The organism is Pseudomonas sp. PA15(2017) (genome assembly GCF_001945395.1).
Taxonomy (GTDB): domain Bacteria; phylum Pseudomonadota; class Gammaproteobacteria; order Pseudomonadales; family Pseudomonadaceae; genus Aquipseudomonas.
This window is the reverse complement of sequence record NZ_MSXV01000058.1, coordinates 250,317-274,650: the sequence shown is the minus strand read 5'-3', so window position 1 is coordinate 274,650 and position 24,334 is coordinate 250,317. Positions and strand designations below refer to the sequence as shown.

Sequence of the window (24,334 nt, the reverse complement as noted above, 5' to 3'; positions counted from 1 at the left end):
ATTCCGAAGCCCTGCCGATCTGGCGGGGCTTCTTCGTTTCAGGCCCTTGGCCGCTTGGGAGTATTCATGATGGCCGAGCCAACAGTCGTAGCGGCTGGTGTCGCCGGTGCGCTGGGTGCCGGGCTGTCCGGGTTCTTAGCAGGCGTTGATGGCAACGCCGCCACCGGTGCGCTCTGCGGGGCGCTGGTGTTCGTCATGGCGCGCCCTGACCTGAAGCTGCTTGAGCGAATCGTGTACTTCTTCGTCAGCTTGTTGATGGGCTATCTGTTCAGCCCGGCTCTTTCCGAGCTGGAGTTCCAAGGTATCCGGCCGTTCGCCTATTCGGGGCCGGCTGCATTCGCGGCGGCGGCGCTGGTAGTGACCGTGACCGTGGTGGCGATCAAGAAGCGCGGGCCACCGCCGCCCGTAACGGGAGACGCTGATGGCTAGTTTGATCATGACCCAGGCCACCTTCTGGTTGTGCGTGGTGCTGTTCGTTCGGTTGTTCACCTTCCAGCGCGGCGCCCTTCGCTTTCGGCGCGGTATGTCGTGCCTGGCGTACGTGGCGGCGGCCAGCGCCGGTGCTGCGGTGATCCACATCCTGCAAGGCGACTTGGTGTTGCCCGGGCATGCATGGCCGCTGGTGGTGCTGCTCGCGATCTTCACCGGGTTGGTAGTGCGGGCTCGTGGCAATCTGGCCGCGGTGCTGCGGCCTGGGGCCGGCTGGAATGGCCTTGAGCGGCGCCGCGGTAATGAGGGGTAGGATCACGGCCGACGATCTTGACGATGCGCTGGCCGCCCTCAAGCAACTGGAGCCGAAGCTTGCTAACGCGGCGTTAGCCGATGCGCTGAACCACACGCTCAACCAGGCCGAGCCATTGGTTCGTGCCGAGATGCGCGACGTATTCGACCGCCCGACGCCGTTCACGCTGAACTCCATCCGCAAGATCAACGCACGGCCCAACAATCTGGAAGCCGCGCTGTGGATCAAGGATGACAAGGACGGCGCGGCGACCGGCAAGCAGTTCGCCCCTGAAGACTGGGTGGCACCACAGGTGTTCGGTGGTGGTCGCCAGAAGCGGGCGTCCGAGACCTGGCTGCGTCAGGCGGGGATTCTTCCCGCCGGGCTGTTCGCCGTGCCTGGTGCAGGGGCGCGCCTCGATCAGTACGGCAACATGCAGCGCGGCCACATGATGCAGATCCTGTCCGGGCTGAAGGCGCTGAACCGATCTGGCTCGGATCACAGCGCGACGGCAAGTCGTCGATCGCTGCGCAAGGGACACGCTCTGGCGTTCTTCGTGATGAAGCGGGGCAAGACGCCTATCGGCATTGCTGAGCGACGCGGCAAGTCGGTGAGCATGGTCATCGCCTTCGTGCGTCAGCCGCAGTACCGCGAGCGCCTGGACTTCCATGGTGTGGTGCGACGAGTCGCCGAGAACGATGCGCAGCTCGAAGCGAACATCGACAAGGCCATCGCCGATGCCCTGAGCGGTCGGCTGCCGACCAACTTCAGCCGTCGCCGTGGCGGGCGCCGGGCAGGGTAGTCGGGGCGCCGTGCCGGCCGCGAAAGGGCCGGGGGCCCCTAGGGCCGCGGGGCTCGTAAGGGTAATTCGAGCCCCGTTCTCGCGCTAGTGGATGGCGCTGAGAGTTAGTTAACAGGGGTTAATTCGGTTAATCCCCCGGGGTAATTCTGGTTAACAGGTGAATTCATGACGGTCATGACAAAGGCTGAGTTCGCGGATAGCCGCGGCTGGTCTCGGCCGTATGTATCCAAGCTCGGAAAGCAAGGCCGCCTGGTACTGGCTGAAGGCGGCAAGGTCGATGTGGAGAAGACCCTGGCGCTGCTCAATGACACCGCAGACCCGAGCAAGGCCGGCGTCGCTGAACACCATCGCCAAGAGCGGGTAGAGAAGGGGGTATACGCGCATATCACACCCACCGCCCCGGCAAGCCCAGCAGCGGCCAGCGCGGTTGCTGCTCCTGATTACCAGAAGGCCCGCGCGCGGCGTGAACACGCCCTGGCCCTGTTGGCCGAGGACGAGCACCTGAAGACACGCGGCCAGTTGGTCGAGCGTGCATTGGTCGACTCTGCCGCATTCACCGCTGCCCGCGCGCTGCGTGATCTGTTGATGGGGATCCCCCCAAAGATCGCGGGCGAGTTGGTCACCCTGACAGACCCCTGGGAGATTGAGCGCCGCCTGACGCAGGCGTTGCGCCGGGCTCTCGAAGATGCCGACCGCCTGTTGCAGATCGATGCCGAAGTCGAGCAGGGCGGCAAGGAGCCGAATTGATGGAACAGCCGTATGCCGACGGTACCGCCGCTTACCTGGCTGCTTATCGCAGAGGGCTGCTGCCAGATCCTGAACTCTGGATCGATGAATGGGCCGACAAGTACCAGATTATCCCAGCGGACACCGGAGCGGCTGAGCCTGGCAAGTACCACACCGACCGCACGCCATATGCTCGCGAGCCGCAGCGCTGTCTTTCACCGGTTCACCCGGCCAAGCGCATCGTGACCATGATCGCCTCGCAGCTGATGAAGACGCAGATCGCGCTTAACTGGATCGGCGGCTGCATCCACATGGCCCCGGCCAACTTTTTGGTCTTGCTGCCGACGGACAAGCTCAGCAAGCGTGTCTCCGGCCGGATCGATAAGAACATCAAGGCGGTGCCTCTGCTGACCGAGCGGGTCGCGAAATCGCGCTCGCGCGACTCGCGCAACACTCTCGACACCAAAGAGTTCGAGGGTGGCGCTCTGTATTGCGCCACCGCGGCATCGGCGTCCAACCTTGCAGAGCTCTCGGCCCGATACGTTTACGGTGACGAGATAGACCGCTGGGAACTGGACGTCGATGACGATGGCGATCCGGTCAAGCAGGCTGAAGCGCGAGGCTCGACATTTGGCCGGCGCGCCAAGTTCTACTACTCCAGCTCGCCCACCATCAAAGGCGTGTCGCGCATCGCAGACCTGTTCTCGATGGGCGATCAGCGGCACTACTACGTGCCATGCCCTCACTGCGGCACCATGCAGGTGCTCGAGTGGGAGGGGCTGAAGTACACCGACGATTACAAGCTCGTGCAGTACCAGTGCATCACGCCTGACTGTGCCCTCATCGACGAGCACCACAAGTCGCAGATGCTCGCCGCCGGCGAGTGGCGCGCCCATGCCAAGGGTGATGGCGAGACGGTCAGCTTCACCATGAGCGCCCTGTACGCCCCCGCTGGCTGGGTCAGTTGGACTGATCTTGCCAAAGAGTATGACGAGGCCAAGAAGCTTCGCGATAACGGTGACCCTGGCACCATGCAGGTGTTTTACAACACCCGCCTGGCTCGGCTCTGGGACAGCGCCGAGGAAATGACCAAGGCATCGGAGCTGCGCAAGCGAGCCCAAGACGAAGGCCATTTGCTCGGCCGAGTGCCTGAAGGCGGTTTGATTCTCACGGCATCAGTCGACACCCAGCACAACCGGCTTGAGCTGCTGGTTATGGCCTGGGGAGCCGGTATGGAACGCTGGGTCGTGGACTTTCAAGTGATACCAGGTGACCCAGCCGACCTGCGCACCTGGAACGAGCTGGACGAGCGGCTCAAGCAACGATATCGGCACGTGAATGGCGTCGATATGTCGATCTGCGCGACCTGCATCGACTCCGGTGGCCACCACACCGCTGAGGTCTACCAGTTCACTCGCCTGCGCCGCTGGCGGAACGTTCTTGCGGTCAAGGGTGCCAGCCGCCGTGGCTGCCCAGTTCTGGCTCAACGCCCGTCGAAGGTCGACCTGACCTGGCAGGGCAAAACCGAGAAGCAGGGCGCCGAGCTGTGGATGATCGGCACCGACACCGCCAAAGACTGGATCTACAACCGATACGAACTCCCGGCCGGCCCGGGCGCGCTGCACTTCTGCTCGGATTTGCCCGATGAGTTCTTCGACCAGTGTGTGGCCGAGCGTAAGGCCATCCGCTACGTGAAAGGCTTCAAGCGTGTCGAGTGGGTCAAGGCGAAGTCCGAACGAAACGAGGCGCTCGACCTGCTGGTTTACAACCTGGCTGCAGCGAACTTCCTCGGTTTGCATCGATACCACGAGCACCAGTGGGCAGCGCTCAGAGCGGCCTTGTGTCAGGGGGATCTGCTAAGCCAGCCCGCTGAGCCAAGTAACCCGCCGTCCGAGCCGGTTCCAAAGGCCACGCCGGCGCCTCCTCCGACGTCGTCGGCTCAGCCGGCCAGCGCCGCTGTACCAACAAAACCGGCTGCACGTCCTGCTGGGCGCCGTACCGCCAGTAGCAGTTACCTAAAACGACGATAACCACACCAAGCGAGGCCGCCATGACCGAAGCCAAACAACGCCTGGCTGATGTCAGGGCGTCCATCAAAGAGATCTTGGAAACGGGCCAGTCGATCCAGAAGGGCGACCGTCGCCTGGATCGAGCAGCCCTGGCCAGCCTGCGCATGCTCGAGGAGCAGTACGCCGCGGCCGCTGCCCAGGAGGCCGCATTGGCAGCTCGTCGCCCCAGAGTCGTTCGGCTCTACAGCAGAGGCAAGGGAATCTGATGGATCGCACTCGAGTAGTCCCCAAGCGGATTCGCAACAGCTATGAGGGCGCCGGTACCGGGCGACGTGCCAAAGGCTGGGATGCCCCAGAAGGCGCGCTCAACGCCATCGCGTTGCCGGCCCTGCCGCAGTTGCGCAAGCGTTCACGCGCTGCCGTTCGCAATGACCCTTACGCTTTCAGTGCGATCAGCAAGCGCGTTAGCAACATCATCGGCACCGGCATTACACCCCGCGCCTCCATCAAGGATGCCGCTATTCGCCGTGAGCTCCGCCAGCTCTGGGAGGACTGGACTGACGAAGCGGACGCCGATGGCCTTGCTGATTTCTATGGGCAACAGGCGATCATCGCTCGGATGGTCGAAGAGTCCGGCGAATGCTTCGTGCGGCTGCGTTACCGGCGCCCGGAGGATGGCTTCGCAGTGCCGTTGCAACTGCAGGTGCTGGCCGCGGAGTACGTGCCGCTGGATCGAAACTTTCGCACCCGGTCTGGCAACCCAGTACGGGCTGGCATCGAGTTCAACGCCATCGGCCAGCGCGTCGCCTACTGGATGTACAGCAGCCACCCGGGTGATGCCCTGTCTGGTTCGCTTGGTTACAACGTGTTGAACCGCGTGCCGGCTGACCAGGTGCTGCACATCTTCGAGCCAACCGAGGGTGGCCAGCTCCGCGGTATTCCGCGGCTGACCCCGGTGCTGCTTCGCTTGAAGTCGCTCGACAACTACGACGACGCGGTTCTGTTTCGCCAGGAGGTGGCCAACCTCTTTGCTGGCTTCATCACCCGTAAGGCCGCCGAGAACGGCCCGCCCGCGCTGGATCCGATTACCGGCCAACCCATCGTCGCCGATCGCGATGGTGCACCGCTGGTAGGCCTTGAGCCTGGATCCATGCAAGAGCTGATGGAAGGCGAGGAGGTGACATTCTCCGACCCACCAGATGCTGGCGGGACCTACGTCGACTTCATGCGGCAGCAGCTACAGGCATCAGCTGTCGGCGTTGACCTGCCTTATGAGTTGCTGACCGGCGACATGGGCGACATCAGCGATCGCGTGCTGCGCGTGCTGCTCAACGACTTCCGCCGCCGCATCGAGCAACTGCAGTTTGGGGTGTATGTGTTCCAGCTCTGTCGACCTGTGCGCCAGGCATGGATGGATGCCGCCGTGCTTTCCGGCTCCATCATTTTGCCGGGCTATGCCCAGCGGCGCCGTGAGTACCTGCGCACACGCTGGATTCCACAAGGCCACCCCTACATCCACCCGGTACAAGACGTGGACGGCAAGCTCAAGGAAATCAACGGCGGGCTGGCCAGCCGCAGCGAAGTGGTGTTGCGCACTGGTTACGACGCCGAGCAGATCGACGAAGAAAACGCCCAAGACGCTGAGCGCGCCGCCAGCCACGGCCTCACCTATGACAGCACACCAAGCCCGGCCCAGCCGGCCCCACGAGAGGAAGATGAATGAAATCGCTTAGTAACTATTGGGCGAGCCTCTGCCTCGCTCTGGTAATGCAAGGGGGCCGTGCCCTGGCGTTACCTCGGATCCTGAACCTCGGCCCACAAGAGCAGCAACGCGATCACTGGTATAGCGTCCGTGCAGTGGGTGAGGGTAGCGGCCGGGTGATCGAGGCCATGGTTTACGGCGAAATTGGCTACTTCGGGATTACTGCCGAACAGTTCGTGCGCGACCTGCGCGAGATCGACGACGGCGTATCCCGCATCGTAGTCAGCTTTGCCACGATCGGTGGCGACCTTATGGACGGTATAGCAATCCACAACGCGCTCAAGGATCTGGGCGAGCGTTGCGAAGGCCGCATCGTCGGTGCTTGCTACAGCGCAGGCACCGTCGCGGTGTGCGGCGCCCACCGCGTGACCATGGCCGAAAACGGCCTGTTCATGATCCACAACCCCAACATCGATTGGCTGCAGGGTGTGGAAAGTGCGGAGCTGCGTGCCTACGCCGACCTGCTGGACAAGACCCTCGAGCTGATCGTGACCTGCTACCGAAACCGCTTGCTGAGTGTCAGCGATGAAGAGCTGCGCAGCATGATCGCCGCCACTACCTGGATGACGGCGGCAGAGGCTCAAGCCGCTGGGTTTGTGGATGAGGTGCTGTCCGGCGTCACCATCAAGGCAGCGGTTGCCAACGTCAAGGTGCTCAACCGCTACCAGAATGCACCGCCCGAGGCGGCGGCGCTGGTGAGCAACGATCTGCCGGATGACCCAGCGCAGGAACCGACGCCGGAGCCCGATCCCGCTCCAGATCCTGACCCCGCGCCAGAGCCCGAGCCAGAGCCCGACCCTGTCATCCTGGCCGAGCAGATCACCACGGAGTGCGCTGCTGCCGGCTTGAGCAACATGGCCTCGGTGCTGATCAAGGCTAGCGGTCTGGCTAGTGCGGCAGCGGTTCAGCAGCACCTGGTGCGCGCCAAGGCCATCAAGGCGCTGTGCGTGGTGGCCAGGATGCCCGATGAAGCAGGGCAACTGATCAAGGATGGGCTGAACGAGGAGCAAGCCCGCGTGAAGCTGTTCGACAAGCTGGTCGCCAACAGCGACAAGATCCAGATCGACAACAAGCCGCCCCTTCCTGAAAACCTGCCCGCGCCCACGGCGAAGGCTGTCGACCCTGGCGTGATCTACGCCAGCCGCAAACCCAAGGCCTCATAAGGAGGAAACATGACTATCCAAACCGAAGGCGCTCACGCCGGGGAATTCCTCCTGTCGGAGGCGCGCGGCTATCGCAGCCGCGAAAACATCGTCATCAGTGCCGGAGCTGGAAAGCTCTTGGCCGGGACACTGATCGCCATTCTTACCTCGGCGAATGCCGGCCAGGCCACGGCAGCTGCTGGCAACACCGGCAATGGTGTTCTTAATGGCATCTCTGTTACTAGCGCGGCCGTCTCTGGGGCCTACCGGGTGGAAGTAACCTCGGCGCCTGCGGATGGCGCCAAGTTTACCGTCAGCGACCCCACTGGGAAGGAAGTGGGAAAAGGCGTGGTCGGTACTCAATTCGTCAGTCCGGGCTTGACGTTCGACTTGGCCGAGGGCGCTACCAAGTTCGTCAAGGGTGACGCATTCACCATCGCCGTTAAGGCAGGTCTCGGCGAGTGGGTGCCCTACGACGACGGTGGTGACAATGATGGCCGCCGTGCAGCCTCTGGTGTTCTCTGGGCCGGCGTGGACGCTACTGAAAACGATGTGCAGGCCGTTGCAATCGTTCGCGACGCCGAGGTGATCGACAGCCTGGTCATTGGGCTCGACGCCCCGGGACAAGCCGACCTTCTGGCCGCCGGTGTAATCGTCCGCACCTCTAACCCAGACTATCCCACACTCGGCGAGTAACCCTCCGCCCCACCTGACACCCTGAGCCCCGCAAATGCGGGGCTCGTCATTTTAGGAGCCTGACATGGCTGAGATTACGATTTTCGAAGATGACGCCTTCAGCGTCACCAACCTGCTGACTGTGATCAATGAAGAGCACGTGGTGCCTGGCCAGATCGCGGCCGCTGGCCTGTTCGAGGAGCAAGGCAGCACCACGGTAACTCTGCAGATCGAGAAGGACGGCTTGACCCTCAAGCTGGTTGAGGCCAAGCCTCGCGGTGGCATTCCCCAGGTCGTCACCGGCGACAAGCGCAAGATGATTCCTTTCAACACCGTGCACCTGCCAGAAACCTTCAGCATCTACGCGGACGAGATCCAGGGCATCCGTGCTTTTGGCTCGCGCACTGAACTGCAATCGGCTGAAGCGGTGGTGGCGGCTCGCATCCGCAAGTGCCGCCTGCAGATGGAACTGACTCACGAGTACCAGCGGATCGGCGCGATCAAGGGCCTCATCCTCGACGCGGATGGTACGACCGAATTGCTGGATATCTATCACGCTTTCGGTATCAAGCGCCCGGGTGCTTTCTCATTGGGCCTAGATAAGCCCGACACCGATGTGAGCGTTGTGCTGACTGAGGTGCTGGATAAGCAGGAAACTGCGCTAGGCACTACCCCATCCAGTACCTCTCGTGGCTACGCGGGCAAAGAGTTCTGGGCCAAGCTGATCGCTCACAAGAACGTCCGTGAAACCTACCTCAACACCCAGCAGGCAGCAGCGCTGCGCGGTGATCGACGTGGCACGTTCGAGTTTGGCGGGGTGATCTGGGAGCGCTACAAAGGCCAATTGGGTTCGAAGCATTTCGTCGACCCCAAGGAGGCGCACATCGTGCCTGAAGGCGTACCAGGGCTGTTCATCACCGCCTTTGCCCCAGCGGACTACATGGAAACGGTGAACACTCTGGGTCTGCCGTTCTACTCCAAGCTGGAGCGCATGCCGTACGACAAGGGCATCGCGGGAGAGGCGCAGTCCAACCCGCTGCACCTGTGCACCAAGCCGCTGGCTGTGCGCACGGTCACCATCTGACGTGGCCGGCTTCGGCGAGTCGATGGCGGCAGTCGATGCCGCCATCGAAGACAGCCTGACCGACGGCACCGCCGACTTCCTTGCCAGCAACGGCACCCTGCAGCGGCAGGGCCTGGCCATCATGCTCGACAAGGAGGTCGAGCGGTTCGACCAGGTGAGCGGCGGCGTCAGCCGTGCGGTGACCATCAGCGTGCGCAGTGCTGCCCTGGGGCAGTACGACCGCCAGGGCGCCTTCAAGCTAGACCGCTGCCAGTGGGGTGCCGATGGCAAGACCTGGTACCTCGACGGCATCGTGAGCGATGACAGCGCCTGGATCACCTTCTACGTGGTGCCCTGACATGCCTACCGACATGCAATCCGAAATCATCGCCGAGCTGATCAAGCGGCTGGGTGTTGTCGATTCCTTCGGCGCCGAAGTCATTGAGGACAACGTGCTGCGCGTGATCGATGCCGAGGACACCGCGGGCCTGCGTGATGACTTCATCATCGTCCAGCCCGGCCAGACCGAGGAAGTCGAGCGAAAGGTACCCGGCACCGTCCGTGAATCCGTGACGTTGAATGTCACGGCCATCACCCGTCGGCGGCCGTCTGGCTCTCTGCTTCGTACTGCGAGGCTCGGTATCAAGTGCGCTTTGCCCGGGCCGAAGGCTGGGCTGACAACCCAAGGCGTGCAGACAGTCACCTTCCTACCTGAAACCCCTATGCCGGCCGGCGAGGGCCGGCGCTGGGCATGCCACGTGATGCCCGTCCAGGTCACCTACGTGCAGCCCCTCAAATGAGGAACCCGTAATGCCCAAGATCACCATCACCACCCCGTTCAACTACCAGACGGGCGCGGACACAAAGCACTACCCCAAGGGCGAACAGGACGTGCCGCAAGCCGTCGCAGACCACGCAATCGCCAAAGGCTTCTCGCCTAAACCTAAGGGTGAGAAGAAAACCGAAACCCCAGCGGCGCCGGCCACCAAGGCCTGAACCGTTTCCCCTCAAAATCGAGGAGCCCCATATGACCCAGATCGACCGTTCTTTTGTCGGCGAAGGCATCATCTACGCCCGCAAATACCAGTCGCAGGATCCGCTGATCGATATCGGCAACTGCGACACCTTCACCCTGGCCTACACCGTCAACCGTGTGACTCTCCCCAACTACCGCGGCGGCGGCGGTAACCGCAACGGGCGAAGTCCGGTGACCGACGTGCAGGCCACCATCGGCATGTACGACATCACTGCAGAGAACCTGGCGCGCGTCACTCGCTCCACGCTGTCTGCGGTGCTCACCACCGCAATCGTCGACCAGCCGCTGGTCAGTGGCGGCGTGGAAGGTGAGCTGATCCCCTTTAAGTACCTGCCTGACCTGAGCAAGACCGTCGCGGTGAAGGGGGCCGATGACGGTGTTCTGGATCCCGGTACCGACTACCTGCTGACGCCGCACGGCATCATCGTCACCGGCAGCGGCAAGATCACCGCCGCGGGCATCAAGGCGTCTTACACGCCGTTGGCGCAGGCTGCAGTGCAGATGCTCAACGGCAGCGAAGGTGAGTTCGAGCTGTACATCGCCGGCCTCAATGATGCCCAAAGCGGTGAGCCGTTCAGCCTGCGCCCCCGCCGCATCAAGTTCGGCACGATCGCTCAATTGCCGATTCTCGGCACTGAGTACTTGAAGCTGGAAGCCCCGGCCGAGCTGCTGGCCGATCCGCTTGTACTGAGCAACGACATCAGCAAGTTCTGCGAGATGCAGATCGTCGACAAAGTCGCGTGATAGACCTGGCCAAGGATGGCCCCCTGTTTCCCCTGTGATGCCTGTGAGTGGTAAATTCGGCTTTTGGAAAGCTGGACGGATACAGCATGGAAACTGGCTCGATACTTTTTGCAATCGGCTTTTCGTTAGCGATCTACTTCATCCCTACAATAATTGCCTCCGGCCGATCACACCCTAATCTGGTGGCAATTTTCGTCCTGAATATTTTCGGGGGATGGACTGTAATTTGCTGGATCGCTGCATTGGTCTGGGCATTTATATCCCCACCCAAGGTCGTCACCCCTGCTGCCCCCATCCCGGTCACACTTTCTCCCGCTGTCGATCCTGTCGAACTGCGTATTGGCCAGCTTGAGCGTTTAGCCCGGTTGAGAGCTGAAGGCGCGCTGACCAATGAAGAGTACGAAACCCAAAAGCGGAGCCTGCTTGGCTAACACAGGCTCGGTACCATATTCAGAAAACCCGCTTCGGCGGGTTTTTTTATGCCTCGGAGAAAAGCATGGCAATCAAGGATCGCTTGATCCAGTTCATCCTGCGCGGCAAGGACGAGCTGTCGCCTGAGGCCAAGAAGTCGGCGGACGCGCTTCAAGCCCTGCGCAACGAAGCTGCCTCGCTGAATGAACAGCTCGACAGCGCAAAAGGCGAGCGCGGCCTGGTGCGGGATATGCTGGCTACCCAGCGCGCGCTTGAGCAGTCGCAACGGGTGCTGACTCAAACCGACGAAAGCATCAAGGAACTGCGCGCAGCGCTGGACGAAAACCCCGGTGGGGCTGGCCTGAAGCAGTCCTTGAAGGATGCAGACAGGGAGGCCGCGCGGCTGCGCCGTGTTATTGCTGGCCTTTCCAGCGACCTGGGTGAGCATGAGAAGGCCGCAAAGGCCGCTGGGTTGGATACGAGCAAGCTCGCTGAAGAAGAAAAGCGCCTCGCCCGGGAAGTTGATGAGGCCAAGAAGGCGCTGAAAGCCAACGGCCAGGAACTTCGGGAGCTGGAGCGTGAGCAGGCGCGAGCCAGCCGGACTGCAGCGGAGCACGCCAGCCGAGTTGGCGCAGTGCGAGAGGCTATGGCCAGCGGTGGCCGGCAGATCCTCGGCTACGTCGCAGCGTATGTATCGCTCAACGCCGTATTTGGGTTGGTGCAACGTGGCCTGAATCTTGTCGCGTCAGGCATTCGTGCGGTCGTCACCGATGGTTCTGACAAGGAACAGGCGCTCGCCCAGCTCGAAGCCGCCTTGGTGTCCACTGGCAACGCAGCGGGTTTCACTGCCGCGCAGTTGCTCGAGATGGCCGATGGCTTTGAAAAGTCATCCTTGCTTACTGCCGAGCAGGTCCAGGCAGCTCAGACTCGGCTGCTTTCTTACACTGACATCGTCGGCGACCAGTTCCCCAAGGCGATGCAGATCCTCATCGATCAGCAGCAACGGCTCGGTATTAGCGCGGAGCAGTCCGCCGAAATTGTTGGTCGTGCATTGCAGTCGCCAGTCGAGGCCATGTCAGCCTTGGGGCGGCAGGGTTTCAAACTGGAGGACGGTCAGAAGAGCCTGCTGAGGCAGTTGGTGGCGACAGGCAAAACTGCCGAGGCTCAGGCGGTCATCATGGATATGATGACCGAGGCTTACGGTGGGGCTGCAGCTGCAGCACGCATCAACACTGCGACAGGTCTTTGGAAAGGCTTAACCGATACCTTCGGTGACTTCGCGAGCCGCATCGGTAAAAGCGGCGCGTTCGACTTTGTTAAACGCAAGCTGATCGAGGTTGCCGAAGCCATTGAGCAAATGGATAAGGACGGCCGGTTAGATGCTCTGGCCGAGGCGCTCAGCAATGCGTTCATTCAGGGCGCTGAGAAAGTTGAAGCTTTTGCCAAAGAGCTTCTGAATGTCGACTTCAAGAAGCTAACCGACGACAGTTCGGAATGGCTCAATCAGTTTGGGCAGAGCATCGACAAGACAGTGTCGGCGCTGCAGATGATCACTGCCCCGATCCGCGTCGCTGCTAACGTTCTGACCGGTTTCATATCAGCAGCTGGCACAGCCTTCACGGCGCTGGCTGGCACGTCGCTTTCAATCGTGGCGACTGTTGCCAAGGCAGTGCCTGAGGCGCTGGGCGGTAAAGCGCTGGTCGCAGGCATTGAGTCTGCCCGCGATAAGGTATTCAGCCTGATGAAGGGGCTGGCAGGCCAGGTCGCGCAGGACGGTCGTGATATCGCCGATACGTGGAATGGCGTCGCTAGCACTGCTGAGCGAAGTGCCGAGCGCCAGGTAGCTGCCGCTAAATCAGCCGCAGCCGAAACCAGCAAGGCGATGCGGAAAAACGGCGAGGATATCGCGTCATTCTTTCGTTCGAACATCACCACTCTGGAGCAGGCGCTCGCTGCTATCAATTTCTCCGAGAGCGCTGCTGATCTGGATGAAGTCGCTGAGGGCCTGAAGAAGTCCAAGCTAGCGACAGATGAAATGGCCGCGGCTATGACCGCCCTGGAGCAAAAGCGCGGGTTCGCTACTGTTGGCGCTGATGTAAAGCGCGCGTCTACCGAGCTAGAGTATTTGCGAGCAGAGCAGGGTCGCCTGCAGGAGTCGTATCGTGCGGGGCGCATCTCGCTGCAAGAGTGGCAGGACGGGCACAACGCTGCGGCTGTAGCCATTCGAGAGCTGGGCGGGGCCGCCAAGGCAACTGGGTCTGAGGTAAAAGGCGCTGCGGCCAGCCTGGAAACGCTTGCCGATGTGCAGGCGGCCATCAGCAGCGCCAAGACCGCCGTCGACATTCGCAATATCAACACTGCGCTGAACAAGCTCTACGGCGATGGTGTGATCACCGCCTCGCAGTACAACGAGGAGGTCAAGAAGGCAGCGACCCGGCAGGCCGAGCTGAAGAAAGCGGTGGAGGGCGGCAAGAAAGCCCAGGACGATAAAAACCAGTCCGACAAGGACGCCATCGTCACCAGCGAGCAACTGCGCCGCGAGTCGGGCAAGCGCATGGAAGCCGAACGCAAGGCCGGCGACGAGGCCATGCAGCAGCGCCGCAAGGAGTCCAGCGACGCCAAGAAGGACATGGGCGCCATGGCCGGCTTCTACGACGGCGTGATGAACGCCGCCCGCGGGCCGCTCGCCTCGCTGAGCGCCGCGGCGCTGGAAGCCTTCGACCGGCTGCGCGGTCTCAAAACCGCTGACATGAACATCGACACCAGCAGCCTGGATGCTACGACCGACTCCCTGCGGCGTGTTAGCAAGGCGCTGGGTGATGTGCGCGCCAACATGAACAGCCCGTTCACCGGCCCGTTGGGTCGCTGGCAGTTGGACATGCAGGAGGCCAGCCTCAAAACGCAGCAGGCGTATCTGGGGCAGCAGGCTCAGCTGCAGCGCCTGATGGAGAGCTACGACCGGGGCAGTATTACCACCCGCCAATTCGAGAGCCGAGCACGCGGCCTGCGCAACGCGCTGAGCCTGCTGGACGATGCAGACCTCAGCAGCTTGGACGGGGCGATCAAGTCCGCCCAGGACAGCATGGAGCAAATGGGGCACTCGACGCGCTCGACGTTGGAAAGCCTGCAGGATGAGCTGGACGGCTTGCAGGGGCGCACCGAGGACATCGAGCGCCGGCGTTTCGCCGCGCGCCGGCGCGAGCTGGAAGCCCAACTGGCCGAAGCCAACGCGGGCGGCAACAGCCAAGCGGTGGCGAATGCCAGCCGGGCCCTGGGCATGCTGCGGCAGATCGAGGCCGAAACCGCGCAGCAGCGCCAGGCCGATGAGCAGAAGAAGCGGCAAGAGGAACTGGCCAAGGCGAACCCCGCCCCGGCGGCACAGCCTGCTGCGCAGCAGCCTTCCACCATCGTGCGGCTGGAGCTGCCCGGCCGGGCGCCGGTAGACGTCGCGGTCGGCAGTGCAAACGATGAAACCAACCTGCTCGCCATCCTCGAGGATGCCGGGCTGAGGACGCGGTAAATGCCCAACCAGATCACCCTGGCCGGTATCGCACTCGACGACCACCACGAGTGGACGGATGAGTTTCAATGGAGCGCCATCGAGCAGGAACAGGAGCGATCGCTCAGCGGCGCGCTGATCGTGCAGGAAGGCCTCAAGAAGTACGGCAGGCCCATCACCCTGGCGGCGAACAATGCGGCCTGGACGCCGCTCGCCGTCGTTCGGCAGCTCGAGGCGCTGCGCGATCAGCTCGGCCTGGTCATGCCGCTGGAGCTGGCTGACGGTCGAGCCTTTCACGTGATCTTTAACCGCGTGGACGGTGACCCGCTGGAGGCGCAGCAACTTGTGCGAGAGGTCGAGCCCAGGCCTGAGTCGGATTACCTGATCACGTTGCGGCTGATAACCGTGGCGCCGCCCCCAGAGCCCGCTGCATCGCCTTGAAGGCGCCGCCCGGATCGCACATTCCCACACCCGCCACGGCGGGTTTTTTTATGCCCGGAGATTGGCTGGCATGACCATCACTAGCAACGACGTGAAACTGCTGGAGTCCCAGCGCCTGACAGATGCCGACGATGGTGGCGGCCGCGCGACCGGCAAGGCCATCGTCGATGGCCAGGTGAACAATCTGTTCCCGGACATCAGCCGGCTCGACCGCACCATCGGCCGCATCAACCTGCGCAAGGTCAGCGCCGGGGTGATGACCGAGAACGCCGATGCTTACCTCGGCGCTCACGGCATCGTCACGCAAGGGCCGGCAGATCCGCGCGTCAACGTGCTGCTGTTCAACACCGGCAGCCAGACCGATGTGCGCACCGATGCCCAGGACCTGATCGAGAGCTACGTGGCTGCGGCTTCGACGGCTCAATTCGACCTGCTCGGTACTCAGCTGGCTGGCCAGCGTGCAATCGCATGCGTGCAGCGCGAGGAACAGCGCATCCCGGAAAGCGGCGATGTGTTCCAGCTCGCCACCGCCACGGCTGCCCAGTACGTGCGCGTGGTTGGTGTCGAGTCGCGCCTCGAGCAGTTCACCTACGACTACGGCAATGCCAACTTCGTGAACTTCACCCGCCGCCGGCTGGATCTGCAACTCTCCGCGCCGCTGCTGACCGCCTTCCCGGGTGGCCAGGTGACGCCGGCCGGCACCACGGCCACTGCGCTGGATGGTGCCGCCAAGGCCCGCGTGCTGAGTACTCAGGTCGCAGACGCGGCGCGTTATTACGGCATCAGCCCGCTGGCCGATGCGGTGGCGCTGGGTGCGCTCACCGTGCGCGTGGAAAGCGTGTATGCGCAACTGGTACCGAGCACCACGAAGGAATCGGCGCTGGTCGACCTGCTGGGCGGCTATCAGCGGCAGCTCTACATTCCGGCAGGGCCAGCGCGCACGGTGAACCTGAATGTCGCGGTCGGCGCCGTGGCGGGCGAGTCGCGCACGTTCCTGGGTACCGGCTGCGCGCCGGGCACCCTGACGCTGACAGCAGGCGACGGTGTGTTCACCGATGACAGCAAGGGCGCGCTGCGCTACGTGAGTGGCAGCAACTGGATCACCTCCGGCCGTGTCGATTACCAGACCGGTGAGGTCACCCTGGTGCGCACCGGCAGCAGCTGGGCAGGCAACGGCAGCGCGGCCTACCGCCCAGGCGCAGCAGCCACAGGCGACACCATCACCGGTGAATATCGGGTCACGCTAGGCAATCGCGGTTACGTCTACACCCTGAACCTTGCCGGGGCCATCCCGCGGGCCGGTACGCTGTCTGTCTCCTACCTGGCCCTGGGCAAGTGGTATGAGCTGCGCGACTACGGCGACGGGCTGCTGACCGGCGAGGGCGCCGGCACCATCAGCATGGCCACTGGTTCGGTCAGCCTGACGCTGAACGCGCTGCCCGATGTTGGCAGTTCGTTGGTGTACAGCTACGTCAGCTCGGCTGATGACGCCATCACCAGCCATGCGGGCGCGGCAGTAACGCCGGAGATCGAGGTGCGCTACACGTTGCCCGGTGGCGGTATTCAGCCGGGTAGCCTGACGGTCTCGTTTACCGCCGGCACGGCGCTGACCCTGGCCGATGATGGCCTGGGCCAACTGAGCGGCAACGGCGGTACCGGCACCATCGTGTATGCGACCGGTGACCTGGTGATGAAGCTGAGCGCGCCGCCGGCCTCCGGCATCACCTATACGTTCCGCCGCGGCGCCGTCGACGACGCGCCGCTGAGCGTGACCAGCGACGGCAGCGGCATTGCGACGTTCACGATTCCCGGCGCGCCGCTCAAGCCGGGTAGCGTGCGGATCGACTGGCTGACCACGCGCCGCCAGTCGGCGCCGGCGATTAACTGGAAAGTGATCGAGAGCGGCAACGCGCTGCCGGTTTACGACGGCACCACCGAGGTCAGCAACACCGCCAGCGACAACGGCGCCGGCGGCTGGCAGGGCGGGCGCAATGGCTCGATCAATTACCAGACCGGCCAGTGCACCCTGCAGGTGGCTCGCCTGTATGACTACATCGAGTACACCTACAGCAACCGCGCCAGGAACAACACCACCGGGCCGTACACCGAGCCGGTGCTGGTCACCACGCCGGTGCAGCAGCGCGAGGGTTTCGCCGGCACGCTTTCGGCCAAGTCGCAGGCGGCCGGGGCCAGCTCGGACGAAGCCACGCACACCCAGGCACAGCCGCCGATCACGGTCGATCTGCTGCCTGGTGTGGGCGCCGCCATCGTGCCCGGCTCGCTGCTGTTCAGCTGGAACAGTTCGCTGTACACCGATCGCAGCGGGATCCTGTACCGCGACATCTCCAGTGCCACGAACGGCGGTATGGCGGTCGGTGCGGTGGACTACGTGGGCCGCACCGCGACCATCAACAGCTATGCCGGCAACGTGCTGGGCGCCGTGACGCTGCTGGCCTGCCTGACCGCGTCGACGGGCTTCGGCGTGACCGCAGCGACGTTCCGCACGCCGGGCGCCCCGCTGCGCGCTGGCAGCATGCAGGTGACCGCGGTGCGTGCGGACACCGCCCAGGTTGTGACCGCGGTGGCTGACCTGAACGGTGTGTTCGCGACCGGCATCATCCGCGGCACCGTCGACGCCGCCACCGGCATCGCCCGGCTGACGTTCACCACCAACCCCGACGATGAGTCGGGCGAGAGTGACGTGCCGGTGATCCCGCTGCTGACGCGCTACAACGCGGTGGTGCAAACGCGGCTGCCACTGGATGCCGGCCTGCTCGGCCTGGATCCGGTTCGCCTGCCGGCTGACGGCCGCGTGCCGATTTATCGCGAGGGCGACGTGCTGGTGGTCCACCACACGGCCGAGACGGTGATCGCGTCGCCCCAGGGCGGTGCAACGGTCACGCTCGCTAGGCAACAGCAGGCGAACATCGAGGTGGTGGACAGCGACGGCCACGTGCTGCGTGCCTCGTCCTTCGAGGGCGACCGCGAAAAGGGCACGGTGACCTGGGCCAACCCGCTGGTACTGCAGACCGAGAGCGGCACGCCGGTGAGCACGCCGCTGATCGTGCGCGATCGCGTCGAGCACATGGCGCTGTGCGTCGAGGTGCAGATCACCGGCCAGGTGGGGCTGAGCTCGCCCATACCGTGGGATCTACCGGCGGGCGAGGCGATGGTGTCTAGCGCCGTGACTTGGGGCGACCTGCAATCGCGGGTACACACCTGGTTCACGCAGCAGACCTGGAGCCAAGGCGCGCCCAACTGGGCAGATCGGCCGGAAGGCAACACCACTACGGCGAACTACAACCAGCTGAGCTACCCGCCGGTGATCACCAACATTGGCGCCATCGCCGGCAAGTGGGCGCTGGTGTTCACCAGCAATACCTCGTTCAACGTGGTGGAGCAGCAGCTCGGCGTGATCGCCACTGGCAGCACCGGCAGCGACCTATCACCCATCAACGCCTTGACCGGCCAGCCGTATTTCACGATCCGGCGCGAAGGCTGGGGCACCGGCTGGGCGGCGGGTAACGCCGTGCGCTTCAACACCGACTCGGCCCTCGGGCCGATGTGGGTGATCCGTACGGTCATCAGCGGGCAGGGCACCGTCAACGATGACCAGTTCAAACTTCAAATTCGCGGGGATGCTGACTGATGGCTGACGCAGTGCTTTATTCGCACCTTGATCCTGGTGCGCCCCCACTGAGGTTGGGGATGGTGGATTCTTCTGTGAACGGGGTGGTGGGTTGGTACAACCTGCTGTACCCCTGCCTGGTCACCGGCTATGGTTCCGGCGCCAACGCGAAGCCGGGGCAGGGGTGGACGCTCGTTTATGCCAACCTGCCCAACCACTTCACCCTGAAGTCGCCGGACGGAGTGTTCTACAGCTTTGGTAAAGGCCCAGGGGTCACCTACGCATATGCCCCAAAGACTCAGCTCTTCCTTTCGGAGATGGTGACGGATGCCACTGTATTTCCTCCGTCGGGGACGAATGTCCGCTCTTACGCACACTCCGTAGATTATTCAGCCAGCTCGGCCCGGCAATGGGTGGTTCCGGCTGCCTACTATGGGAGCGTAATGGCCAGCTGGTTTGTTCTCGCCAGGGGTTCCCAAGTCCATATCATCACCAACGCGAACCTCGACGACAGCACGGGCATGGCAGGGTACGGGGATAACCCAGGTGCGACTCAGGGGTACTACGGGTCGAACTATTTCTTCGGGAATTTCCTGTTCTCTAACCCGGAGATCCCGAAATCTGGCCCTGGAAATCACATGGCCTTGGGTGGTTCATATGAGAATGATATGAACAACTTCAGTTCTGAGAGTAACGGCGGCTACATCCTTCAGTATGGGACGCGGTTGCGTAACCCTTTCACCGGAGCCGTAGAGACGGCGGGTATGCCTACGATCCAGGCCCAATGCAACTTGAACACCGGATATAACGGCAGCAAGCTAGCAGTGCCTCCTTACGCCCCCGACATGCAATTGTGTCCCCACCAGGTCTATGACCCCGCTTTGGGCTATATCGCGCGTCTGCCTGGACTGCTTCGGGACGAGTACTATAGCCATCGGCAGGCCAGGGAAGTGAGCAGGGCCTTGGGGAAAGGCGGCACGCTTGCCGAGTGCCTAATCCCGTTCGAGTACAACGGCGATCAGGTGTACATGATCCCTACCCAGTGGGGCACGTCGTTTACCTGCCTGAAAGAGAAATACTGGAATGCTTAACTTCCGCCCGCTGGCCAGGAAGGTCATGTGGAGTCGGGCTTTTGCGTCCCCGCTCGCTCCCAGGTATGGGCGAGTATTCCCTTTGGGGAAGAAGCCCCTCAACGCCCTGAGGCCGAAACTGATCTTCGTGCCCATCTCTGTAGAAGTGCGCCGGGAAGGTGAGCCTTCGCCGCGTTGGCTGGTTACGCTCCAGCGTTCGGACACCAACCAGTCGTTGGCCAACTTCTACGACGGCGGCCCCAACCCTCAATACCTGAGCCGGGCGGTGATCTACCGCGAGGTGCTGGCCCAGGCCTATGAGTACAGCGAGCCGCGGCTGGGGATGTCGCGCTGGCCAACCCTCAGCGAGACGGCCAACCACCTGCTGTTTAACCTGACCGAAAGCGATGGCGGCAATCAGGTGCCAACCGTTGATGCTCGGCTGAAAGCGGCCGCCACGGTCGATTCGGTCTGGGCGTCGCGCGAGACGGTGATCGTTGAGCGCATGGACGATGGCCAGTGGCGGGTGGCCGGTTATGGCCGCACACCCGATGACGGCCTGGGCGACATCGACCTGAAGGTCACCACGTCCGGGACGGTCTACGCGATCGCGCTGGATGACTTCGGTGTCACCTTCGTGCCGGGCCTGGCCGTAGCGGTTAACGATCGCGTTCGGCCGGCGGTCTTTGGTGGCTGGGTCTACGAAGTGACCGAGCCGGGCGAGCTGCCGGCGACCGAGCCGGAGTGGTGGCCAGCGGTTGGTGAAAACCCGTCACGCCCACTGGGCACTGCGCGAGCGATCGCCGTGCGCTACTTCCGGCCCTTGGCCCATGGCCCGGTGCCTGTCGAGAGAATCTGATGCTTGCAATCACTGTGGGTGGTGGCTGGGGCCGTGCGGTTTCAGCTGATCGCCGGGGCGTGCCTATGTCTTGGGGAGCGACCCGGGCGGCTGACCTCGCCGCCGGTACGCGGTGGGAGATCGCCAGCGTTCAGGACGGTGCAGACCAGGGCGCGGCCTGGGCGATGGTGCCAGCGGCAGACTTGTCGCGCGCCTCGGCGTGGCTCGAGGCCGCGCGCCGCGATGGCACCGTGCAGCGCTCGCCCTGGGTGGATGTGCCGCGCAAGGATGCGCTGCTTGACGTGGGCTGGGATCACACCATACGGCCCGTGGAGCTGGGGCTGCGGCTGATCTACAACCCGATGCCCGCCCGCAAGGAGCTGCTGCTGAGCGTAGGGGTGCGGCGGGTCAATGAGTTCGGCCCGCGGTATGACGCGGCCACCGCCCTGCAGGACAGCCTGTACGTGCCAGGTACTGGCCCGCTGGTGTTCTCGTTCGGCGGGCGGCCGTACTTCCCGTCGACGGCGCCGCAGGTGTACTTCGATTTTCGCTATGAGCCCGAAACGCCGCGAATCCAGCCGGCCGATACCGGCAGCGTCGCAGTGCAGTGGTCCAGTGCCCGGCGCCTGAACCTCGGGTACCGGGTGCCATGGGGAAGGGCGCGGGTGCTGGACGGCGCCCTCACCGGCATCGAGTACGTGGACTACCCCGGGCCGGTGAAGCCGATACCGGTGCCGCCACCTGATCCCACCATTCTGGATACATACATGATCGCCAATACCGTCAACCTGGTGGTGCTGCCTTCGCGCACGCCGCTCGAGGCGAAGAACTTGCGGGTCAGCCTGGACGCCGACAGCTTTAGCTGGAAGTTCAGCGCGGACATCTTCACCCAGGCCGCTTTGAATCTCGTGCGGCCTGGCGTCGACGGCCAGCGCGAGGTAGAGCTGGATATCAACGGCTGGCGGTGGATCCTCATCATCGAGCGCTACAGCCGGCAGCTGAAGTTTCCGACCGAGGCCTATAGCATCACCGGCGCTACCCGAACCCAGCTGCTGGCCGAGCCGTACGCGCCGCTGCGTACCTCGCTGAACAGTGCGCCGATCACGGCCCGCCAGGTGGCCGACAACGAGCTGCTCAATACCGGCTTCACCATCGAGTGGGACATCGAGAACGTCGGCCCCCGTGACTGGACGTTCCCGGCCGGCGCGCTGAGCTACCAGAGCCAGACGCCGATGCAGGTGATCGCCCGCATCGCCGAAACGGTGGGCGCCATCGTTCGGCCTGCCCGCGACAGCGACACGCTCGAGGTTCGACCCCGTTACGTGGTGCCGCCGTGGGAGTGGGGCGTGCCGGATGCGCCGGTCGACCGCATCATCCCGCCTGCGATGCTGACCCAGCTCGACGGCGAGTGGACGCCGCAGCCGGCCTGGAACGCCTGCTATGTGTCGGGTACCAGCCACGGCGTGTCGATGCTGGTCCGCCGTGCCGGCTCGGCCGGTGACAATCCGGCGCCGGACGTCTTCGACGACTGGATCACCGGCGAGGAAGCCAACCGCGCTCGCGGTGTGCATGAGCTGGCCAAGGGCGGCGACATCGAGATCGTCGGCTTCCGCCTGCCGCTGTTCCACGCAAGTGACGATCACGGCGTCGGCCTGGTGCTGCCCGGCATGCTCTGCCGCGTGCCGGAGTCTTCCGGCGCCTGGCACGGCGCCTGCCTATCGACCGAGATCAGTGCCGAGGGCACCGGCGCCGTGCGCGTCGCGCAGAACCTGAAGCTGGAGAGGCACTACTGATGGCCACCGTGAACCCCTGGAAGCGTTTCATCGGGCTGCTGCCCGGCGGCGTGCGCACGGTTGCCATTGTGCGCAGCATCGACACTACCGCCGGCATCAGCACCGTAGAGCTGCGCACGGGCACCCGGATCGCCGTGCGCGGCGTGGACGTGCCCAGCGGCAGCAAGGCGTATATCGCTGACGGCACGATCACCGGGCCGGCGCCGAATCTGCCGCATTACGACGTCGACGTGTAACCCCAACTCAATCATGAGGAGCCAGCGATGCAGCCGGCCTGTATAGACCTGCCCGTAACTAAAGGCACCGTGCGCCAACCACTGCTGCTGATGCAGCCCCTGTTCGCTTACCCATCGATTGCCGGCATCCTCGAGGAGGCGCCGCTGCGCCTTTCGGTACCGGCGCATGGCCTGCCCGGCGACTGGCCGGTGTGGCCGGAGAAAGTCATCGGCTGGCCAGCGCTCAACCTCGACCGCATGCGCGAGGCGGGCCGCCTGGCCAGGGTGATCGATGCCGACACCATCGAGTTCAACGAGCTCACCGCCAACGGTGAGCGCATCACTGGTGGGCGCCTGGCCTACCGGCTGCCCATCGACCTGACCGGCTGCCGCGCCGAACTGGTGATCAGCCCGGCTGGGCTCTCGCCCATCGTGTTCAGCACTACCGGTAGCGGCCTGTCGATCACCGGCCCGGGTCGGCTGCTGCTGGATATCAGTGCAGCCCAGTCCGTTGGCTTCGCGTGGGAGTCCGCGCCGTACGCGCTGCGCATCACCTGGAGCGATGGCAGCGAACAGGAGTACCTGCGCGGGCGCGTGATCAACGGGGGCTGTTGCCATGGCCGATGAATCGCCCCTGGTGGTGATCGAGCTGCAGCCGATCGCCGTGATGGTCCAGCCGCAGCAGGTGGCTGTTGTCGCCGTCTCGGCTGGCGGCCAAGGCCCGCCCGGCCCGCCAGGCATTGGCGGTGCCCAGATCAGTGCCGAACCGAACAACCGACTGACCCAAAAAGCGGATGGGCTGCACGTCTCCGACGACTTCCAGCCCGACCCGCTTGCTCACTACATCCTCGCAAAAGGCTGAACCCTATGACTATGGAAACTCGCCTGATCGCCTTGGCCACTGCCATCGGCGCCGACATCAAGAACCTCACCGCCAAGCAGGGCGACCTGACCAGCCTGCCCACCCAGGCCAAGGGCAACCTGGTGGCGGCCATTGCCGAGCTTTACAGCCTGCTGGGGCAGGCCGGCGCTGTGATCGACGACACCGCCGGCGACGGTGCGACCAGCGTCACCTGGTCGGCGGACAAGATTCACGACACCATTGAGCTGGCCAAGATCGCCGTAAAGGATTCGATCCTGGGCGGTGCGTCCGAGGCCTACGACACGCTCAAGGAGTTGGAAGAACTCGCCACGGGCAACGCTTCCGCCGGCGCGGCGCTGGCTGCAGCCGTGGCAAATCGCGTGCGTTATGACGATGCGCAAACTCTAACCGTCGCGCAGAAGCTGCAGGCCTGCACGAACATCGGCATCGGCAACCCCGAGACCGACTTCGCCGCGGCCTACGCCACGGCCAAGGCGTGACCCATGACACTGGTAGCGCGCGTGGTCGCGCTGGCCCAGGCGGTGGCGGCTGACATCAAGGCTATTCAGGTCTCGCTTTCCGGCCTTGGGACGGCCGCCCGCAAGAACGTGACCACCTCGGCCATCGACAAGACCCCTGATCGGGTGCTGCGCACGGGTGATGGCGGCTGGATGGGAGACGTACCTACAGCAGAGCTGAACTTCAATCTCGACGACCGTACGTTGCGGGGCTGGCGTTACTGCGCAAAGAACACCACCACCGGCACTTTCCCCCCTGGCGTCAACTATGGCCATGTCCATACCTTCGGGAATACCGGGGACGCGGTGAGCCAGGAACTGTGGGCCTTCGAGGGTGCCAGCCAGACTTACACGCGCTGGTATCGGCAGTGCTTTGGCG

The 24,334-nt window shown here is 63.7% G+C and carries 26 protein-coding genes; all 26 read left to right on the top strand.

The window, feature by feature from the left end; translation table 11 throughout:
• The first annotated feature begins 66 nt into the window (after positions 1 to 66).
• Positions 67 to 429 (top strand): putative holin, encoded by a 363-nt coding sequence (locus tag BVH03_RS22985; protein WP_256574791.1) that lies wholly within the window; start codon positions 67 to 69, stop codon positions 427 to 429.
• Positions 422 to 742 (top strand): phage holin family protein, encoded by a 321-nt coding sequence (locus tag BVH03_RS22980; protein ID WP_075931302.1) that lies wholly within the window; start codon positions 422 to 424, stop codon positions 740 to 742. The genes BVH03_RS22985 and BVH03_RS22980 overlap by 8 nt, the downstream gene beginning before the upstream one ends.
• Positions 714 to 1,523 (top strand): hypothetical protein, encoded by an 810-nt coding sequence (locus BVH03_RS22975; protein ID WP_371915386.1) that lies wholly within the window; start codon positions 714 to 716, stop codon positions 1,521 to 1,523. The genes BVH03_RS22980 and BVH03_RS22975 overlap by 29 nt, the downstream gene beginning before the upstream one ends.
• Before the next feature lie 165 nt (positions 1,524 to 1,688).
• Complete coding sequence (locus tag BVH03_RS22970) at positions 1,689 to 2,270, top strand: terminase small subunit (protein ID WP_075963344.1); 582 nt, start codon at positions 1,689 to 1,691, stop codon at positions 2,268 to 2,270.
• Complete coding sequence (locus tag BVH03_RS22965; RefSeq protein ID WP_075963343.1) at positions 2,270 to 4,279, top strand: phage terminase large subunit family protein; 2,010 nt, start codon at positions 2,270 to 2,272, stop codon at positions 4,277 to 4,279. Before BVH03_RS22970 ends, BVH03_RS22965 begins: the two co-directional genes overlap by 1 nt.
• A gap of 20 nt (positions 4,280 to 4,299) precedes the next feature.
• Complete coding sequence (locus tag BVH03_RS22960; RefSeq protein ID WP_075963342.1) at positions 4,300 to 4,524, top strand: hypothetical protein; 225 nt, start codon at positions 4,300 to 4,302, stop codon at positions 4,522 to 4,524.
• On the top strand, positions 4,524 to 5,981 hold the full coding sequence (locus BVH03_RS22955; protein WP_075963341.1) for a phage portal protein: 1,458 nt from the start codon (positions 4,524 to 4,526) through the stop codon (positions 5,979 to 5,981). Before BVH03_RS22960 ends, BVH03_RS22955 begins: the two co-directional genes overlap by 1 nt.
• A complete protein-coding gene (locus BVH03_RS22950; RefSeq protein WP_083640147.1) occupies positions 5,978 to 7,183 on the top strand; it encodes a head maturation protease, ClpP-related in 1,206 nt (401 codons plus the stop codon). Before BVH03_RS22955 ends, BVH03_RS22950 begins: the two co-directional genes overlap by 4 nt.
• 9 nt (positions 7,184 to 7,192) lie before the next feature.
• Positions 7,193 to 7,858, top strand: a complete 666-nt coding sequence (locus BVH03_RS22945; protein WP_075963340.1) for a head decoration protein — start codon at positions 7,193 to 7,195, stop codon at positions 7,856 to 7,858.
• Between the two features lie 64 nt (positions 7,859 to 7,922).
• Positions 7,923 to 8,921, top strand: coding sequence for a major capsid protein (locus BVH03_RS22940; RefSeq protein ID WP_075963339.1), 999 nt, complete (start codon positions 7,923 to 7,925; stop codon positions 8,919 to 8,921).
• A gap of 22 nt (positions 8,922 to 8,943) precedes the next feature.
• Positions 8,944 to 9,258 (top strand): hypothetical protein, encoded by a 315-nt coding sequence (locus tag BVH03_RS22935; protein WP_256574789.1) that lies wholly within the window; start codon positions 8,944 to 8,946, stop codon positions 9,256 to 9,258.
• A 1-nt stretch (position 9,259) separates the two neighbouring features.
• Complete coding sequence (locus BVH03_RS22930; RefSeq protein ID WP_075963337.1) at positions 9,260 to 9,700, top strand: hypothetical protein; 441 nt, start codon at positions 9,260 to 9,262, stop codon at positions 9,698 to 9,700.
• A 10-nt stretch (positions 9,701 to 9,710) separates the two neighbouring features.
• A complete protein-coding gene (locus BVH03_RS22925; protein ID WP_075963336.1) occupies positions 9,711 to 9,896 on the top strand; it encodes a glycogen branching protein in 186 nt (61 codons plus the stop codon).
• 31 nt (positions 9,897 to 9,927) lie between these two features.
• A complete protein-coding gene (locus BVH03_RS22920; protein WP_075963335.1) occupies positions 9,928 to 10,680 on the top strand; it encodes a hypothetical protein in 753 nt (250 codons plus the stop codon).
• 86 nt (positions 10,681 to 10,766) lie between these two features.
• Positions 10,767 to 11,111 carry a superinfection immunity protein gene (locus BVH03_RS22915; protein ID WP_075963334.1) on the top strand — a complete coding sequence of 115 codons (345 nt, stop codon included), beginning with the start codon at positions 10,767 to 10,769 and terminating at the stop codon, positions 11,109 to 11,111.
• Positions 11,112 to 11,176: 65 nt separating this feature from the next.
• The gene (locus tag BVH03_RS22910) at positions 11,177 to 14,611 is read left to right on the top strand and encodes a phage tail length tape measure family protein (RefSeq protein WP_075963333.1); all 3,435 of its coding nucleotides are present in this window, start codon (positions 11,177 to 11,179) and stop codon (positions 14,609 to 14,611) included.
• Entirely contained in the window at positions 14,612 to 15,031 is a 420-nt protein-coding gene (locus tag BVH03_RS22905) for a hypothetical protein (protein ID WP_083640146.1), read from the top strand. It begins immediately after the preceding gene.
• A gap of 70 nt (positions 15,032 to 15,101) precedes the next feature.
• Positions 15,102 to 18,680, top strand: coding sequence for a hypothetical protein (locus tag BVH03_RS22900; RefSeq protein WP_075963332.1), 3,579 nt, complete (start codon positions 15,102 to 15,104; stop codon positions 18,678 to 18,680).
• Positions 18,680 to 19,750, top strand: a complete 1,071-nt coding sequence (locus tag BVH03_RS22895) for a hypothetical protein (RefSeq protein WP_143486051.1) — start codon at positions 18,680 to 18,682, stop codon at positions 19,748 to 19,750. Before BVH03_RS22900 ends, BVH03_RS22895 begins: the two co-directional genes overlap by 1 nt.
• Before the next feature lie 82 nt (positions 19,751 to 19,832).
• On the top strand, positions 19,833 to 20,588 hold the full coding sequence (locus BVH03_RS22890; protein ID WP_075963330.1) for a hypothetical protein: 756 nt from the start codon (positions 19,833 to 19,835) through the stop codon (positions 20,586 to 20,588).
• Positions 20,589 to 20,653: 65 nt separating this feature from the next.
• Positions 20,654 to 22,360: a hypothetical protein gene (locus BVH03_RS22885; protein ID WP_083640145.1), complete on the top strand. Its 1,707-nt coding sequence runs from the start codon at positions 20,654 to 20,656 to the stop codon at positions 22,358 to 22,360.
• A complete protein-coding gene (locus BVH03_RS22880) occupies positions 22,360 to 22,596 on the top strand; it encodes a hypothetical protein (protein WP_075963328.1) in 237 nt (78 codons plus the stop codon). Before BVH03_RS22885 ends, BVH03_RS22880 begins: the two co-directional genes overlap by 1 nt.
• A 27-nt stretch (positions 22,597 to 22,623) precedes the next feature.
• Positions 22,624 to 23,202, top strand: a complete 579-nt coding sequence (locus BVH03_RS22875) for a hypothetical protein (RefSeq protein WP_075963327.1) — start codon at positions 22,624 to 22,626, stop codon at positions 23,200 to 23,202.
• Positions 23,192 to 23,437: a hypothetical protein gene (locus BVH03_RS22870; RefSeq protein WP_075963326.1), complete on the top strand. Its 246-nt coding sequence runs from the start codon at positions 23,192 to 23,194 to the stop codon at positions 23,435 to 23,437. Before BVH03_RS22875 ends, BVH03_RS22870 begins: the two co-directional genes overlap by 11 nt.
• A 5-nt stretch (positions 23,438 to 23,442) precedes the next feature.
• Positions 23,443 to 23,937 (top strand): hypothetical protein, encoded by a 495-nt coding sequence (locus tag BVH03_RS22865; RefSeq protein ID WP_075963325.1) that lies wholly within the window; start codon positions 23,443 to 23,445, stop codon positions 23,935 to 23,937.
• A gap of 3 nt (positions 23,938 to 23,940) precedes the next feature.
• A partial coding sequence (locus tag BVH03_RS22860; protein ID WP_218189568.1) for a hypothetical protein occupies positions 23,941 to 24,334 on the top strand: 394 nt, incomplete at its 3' end.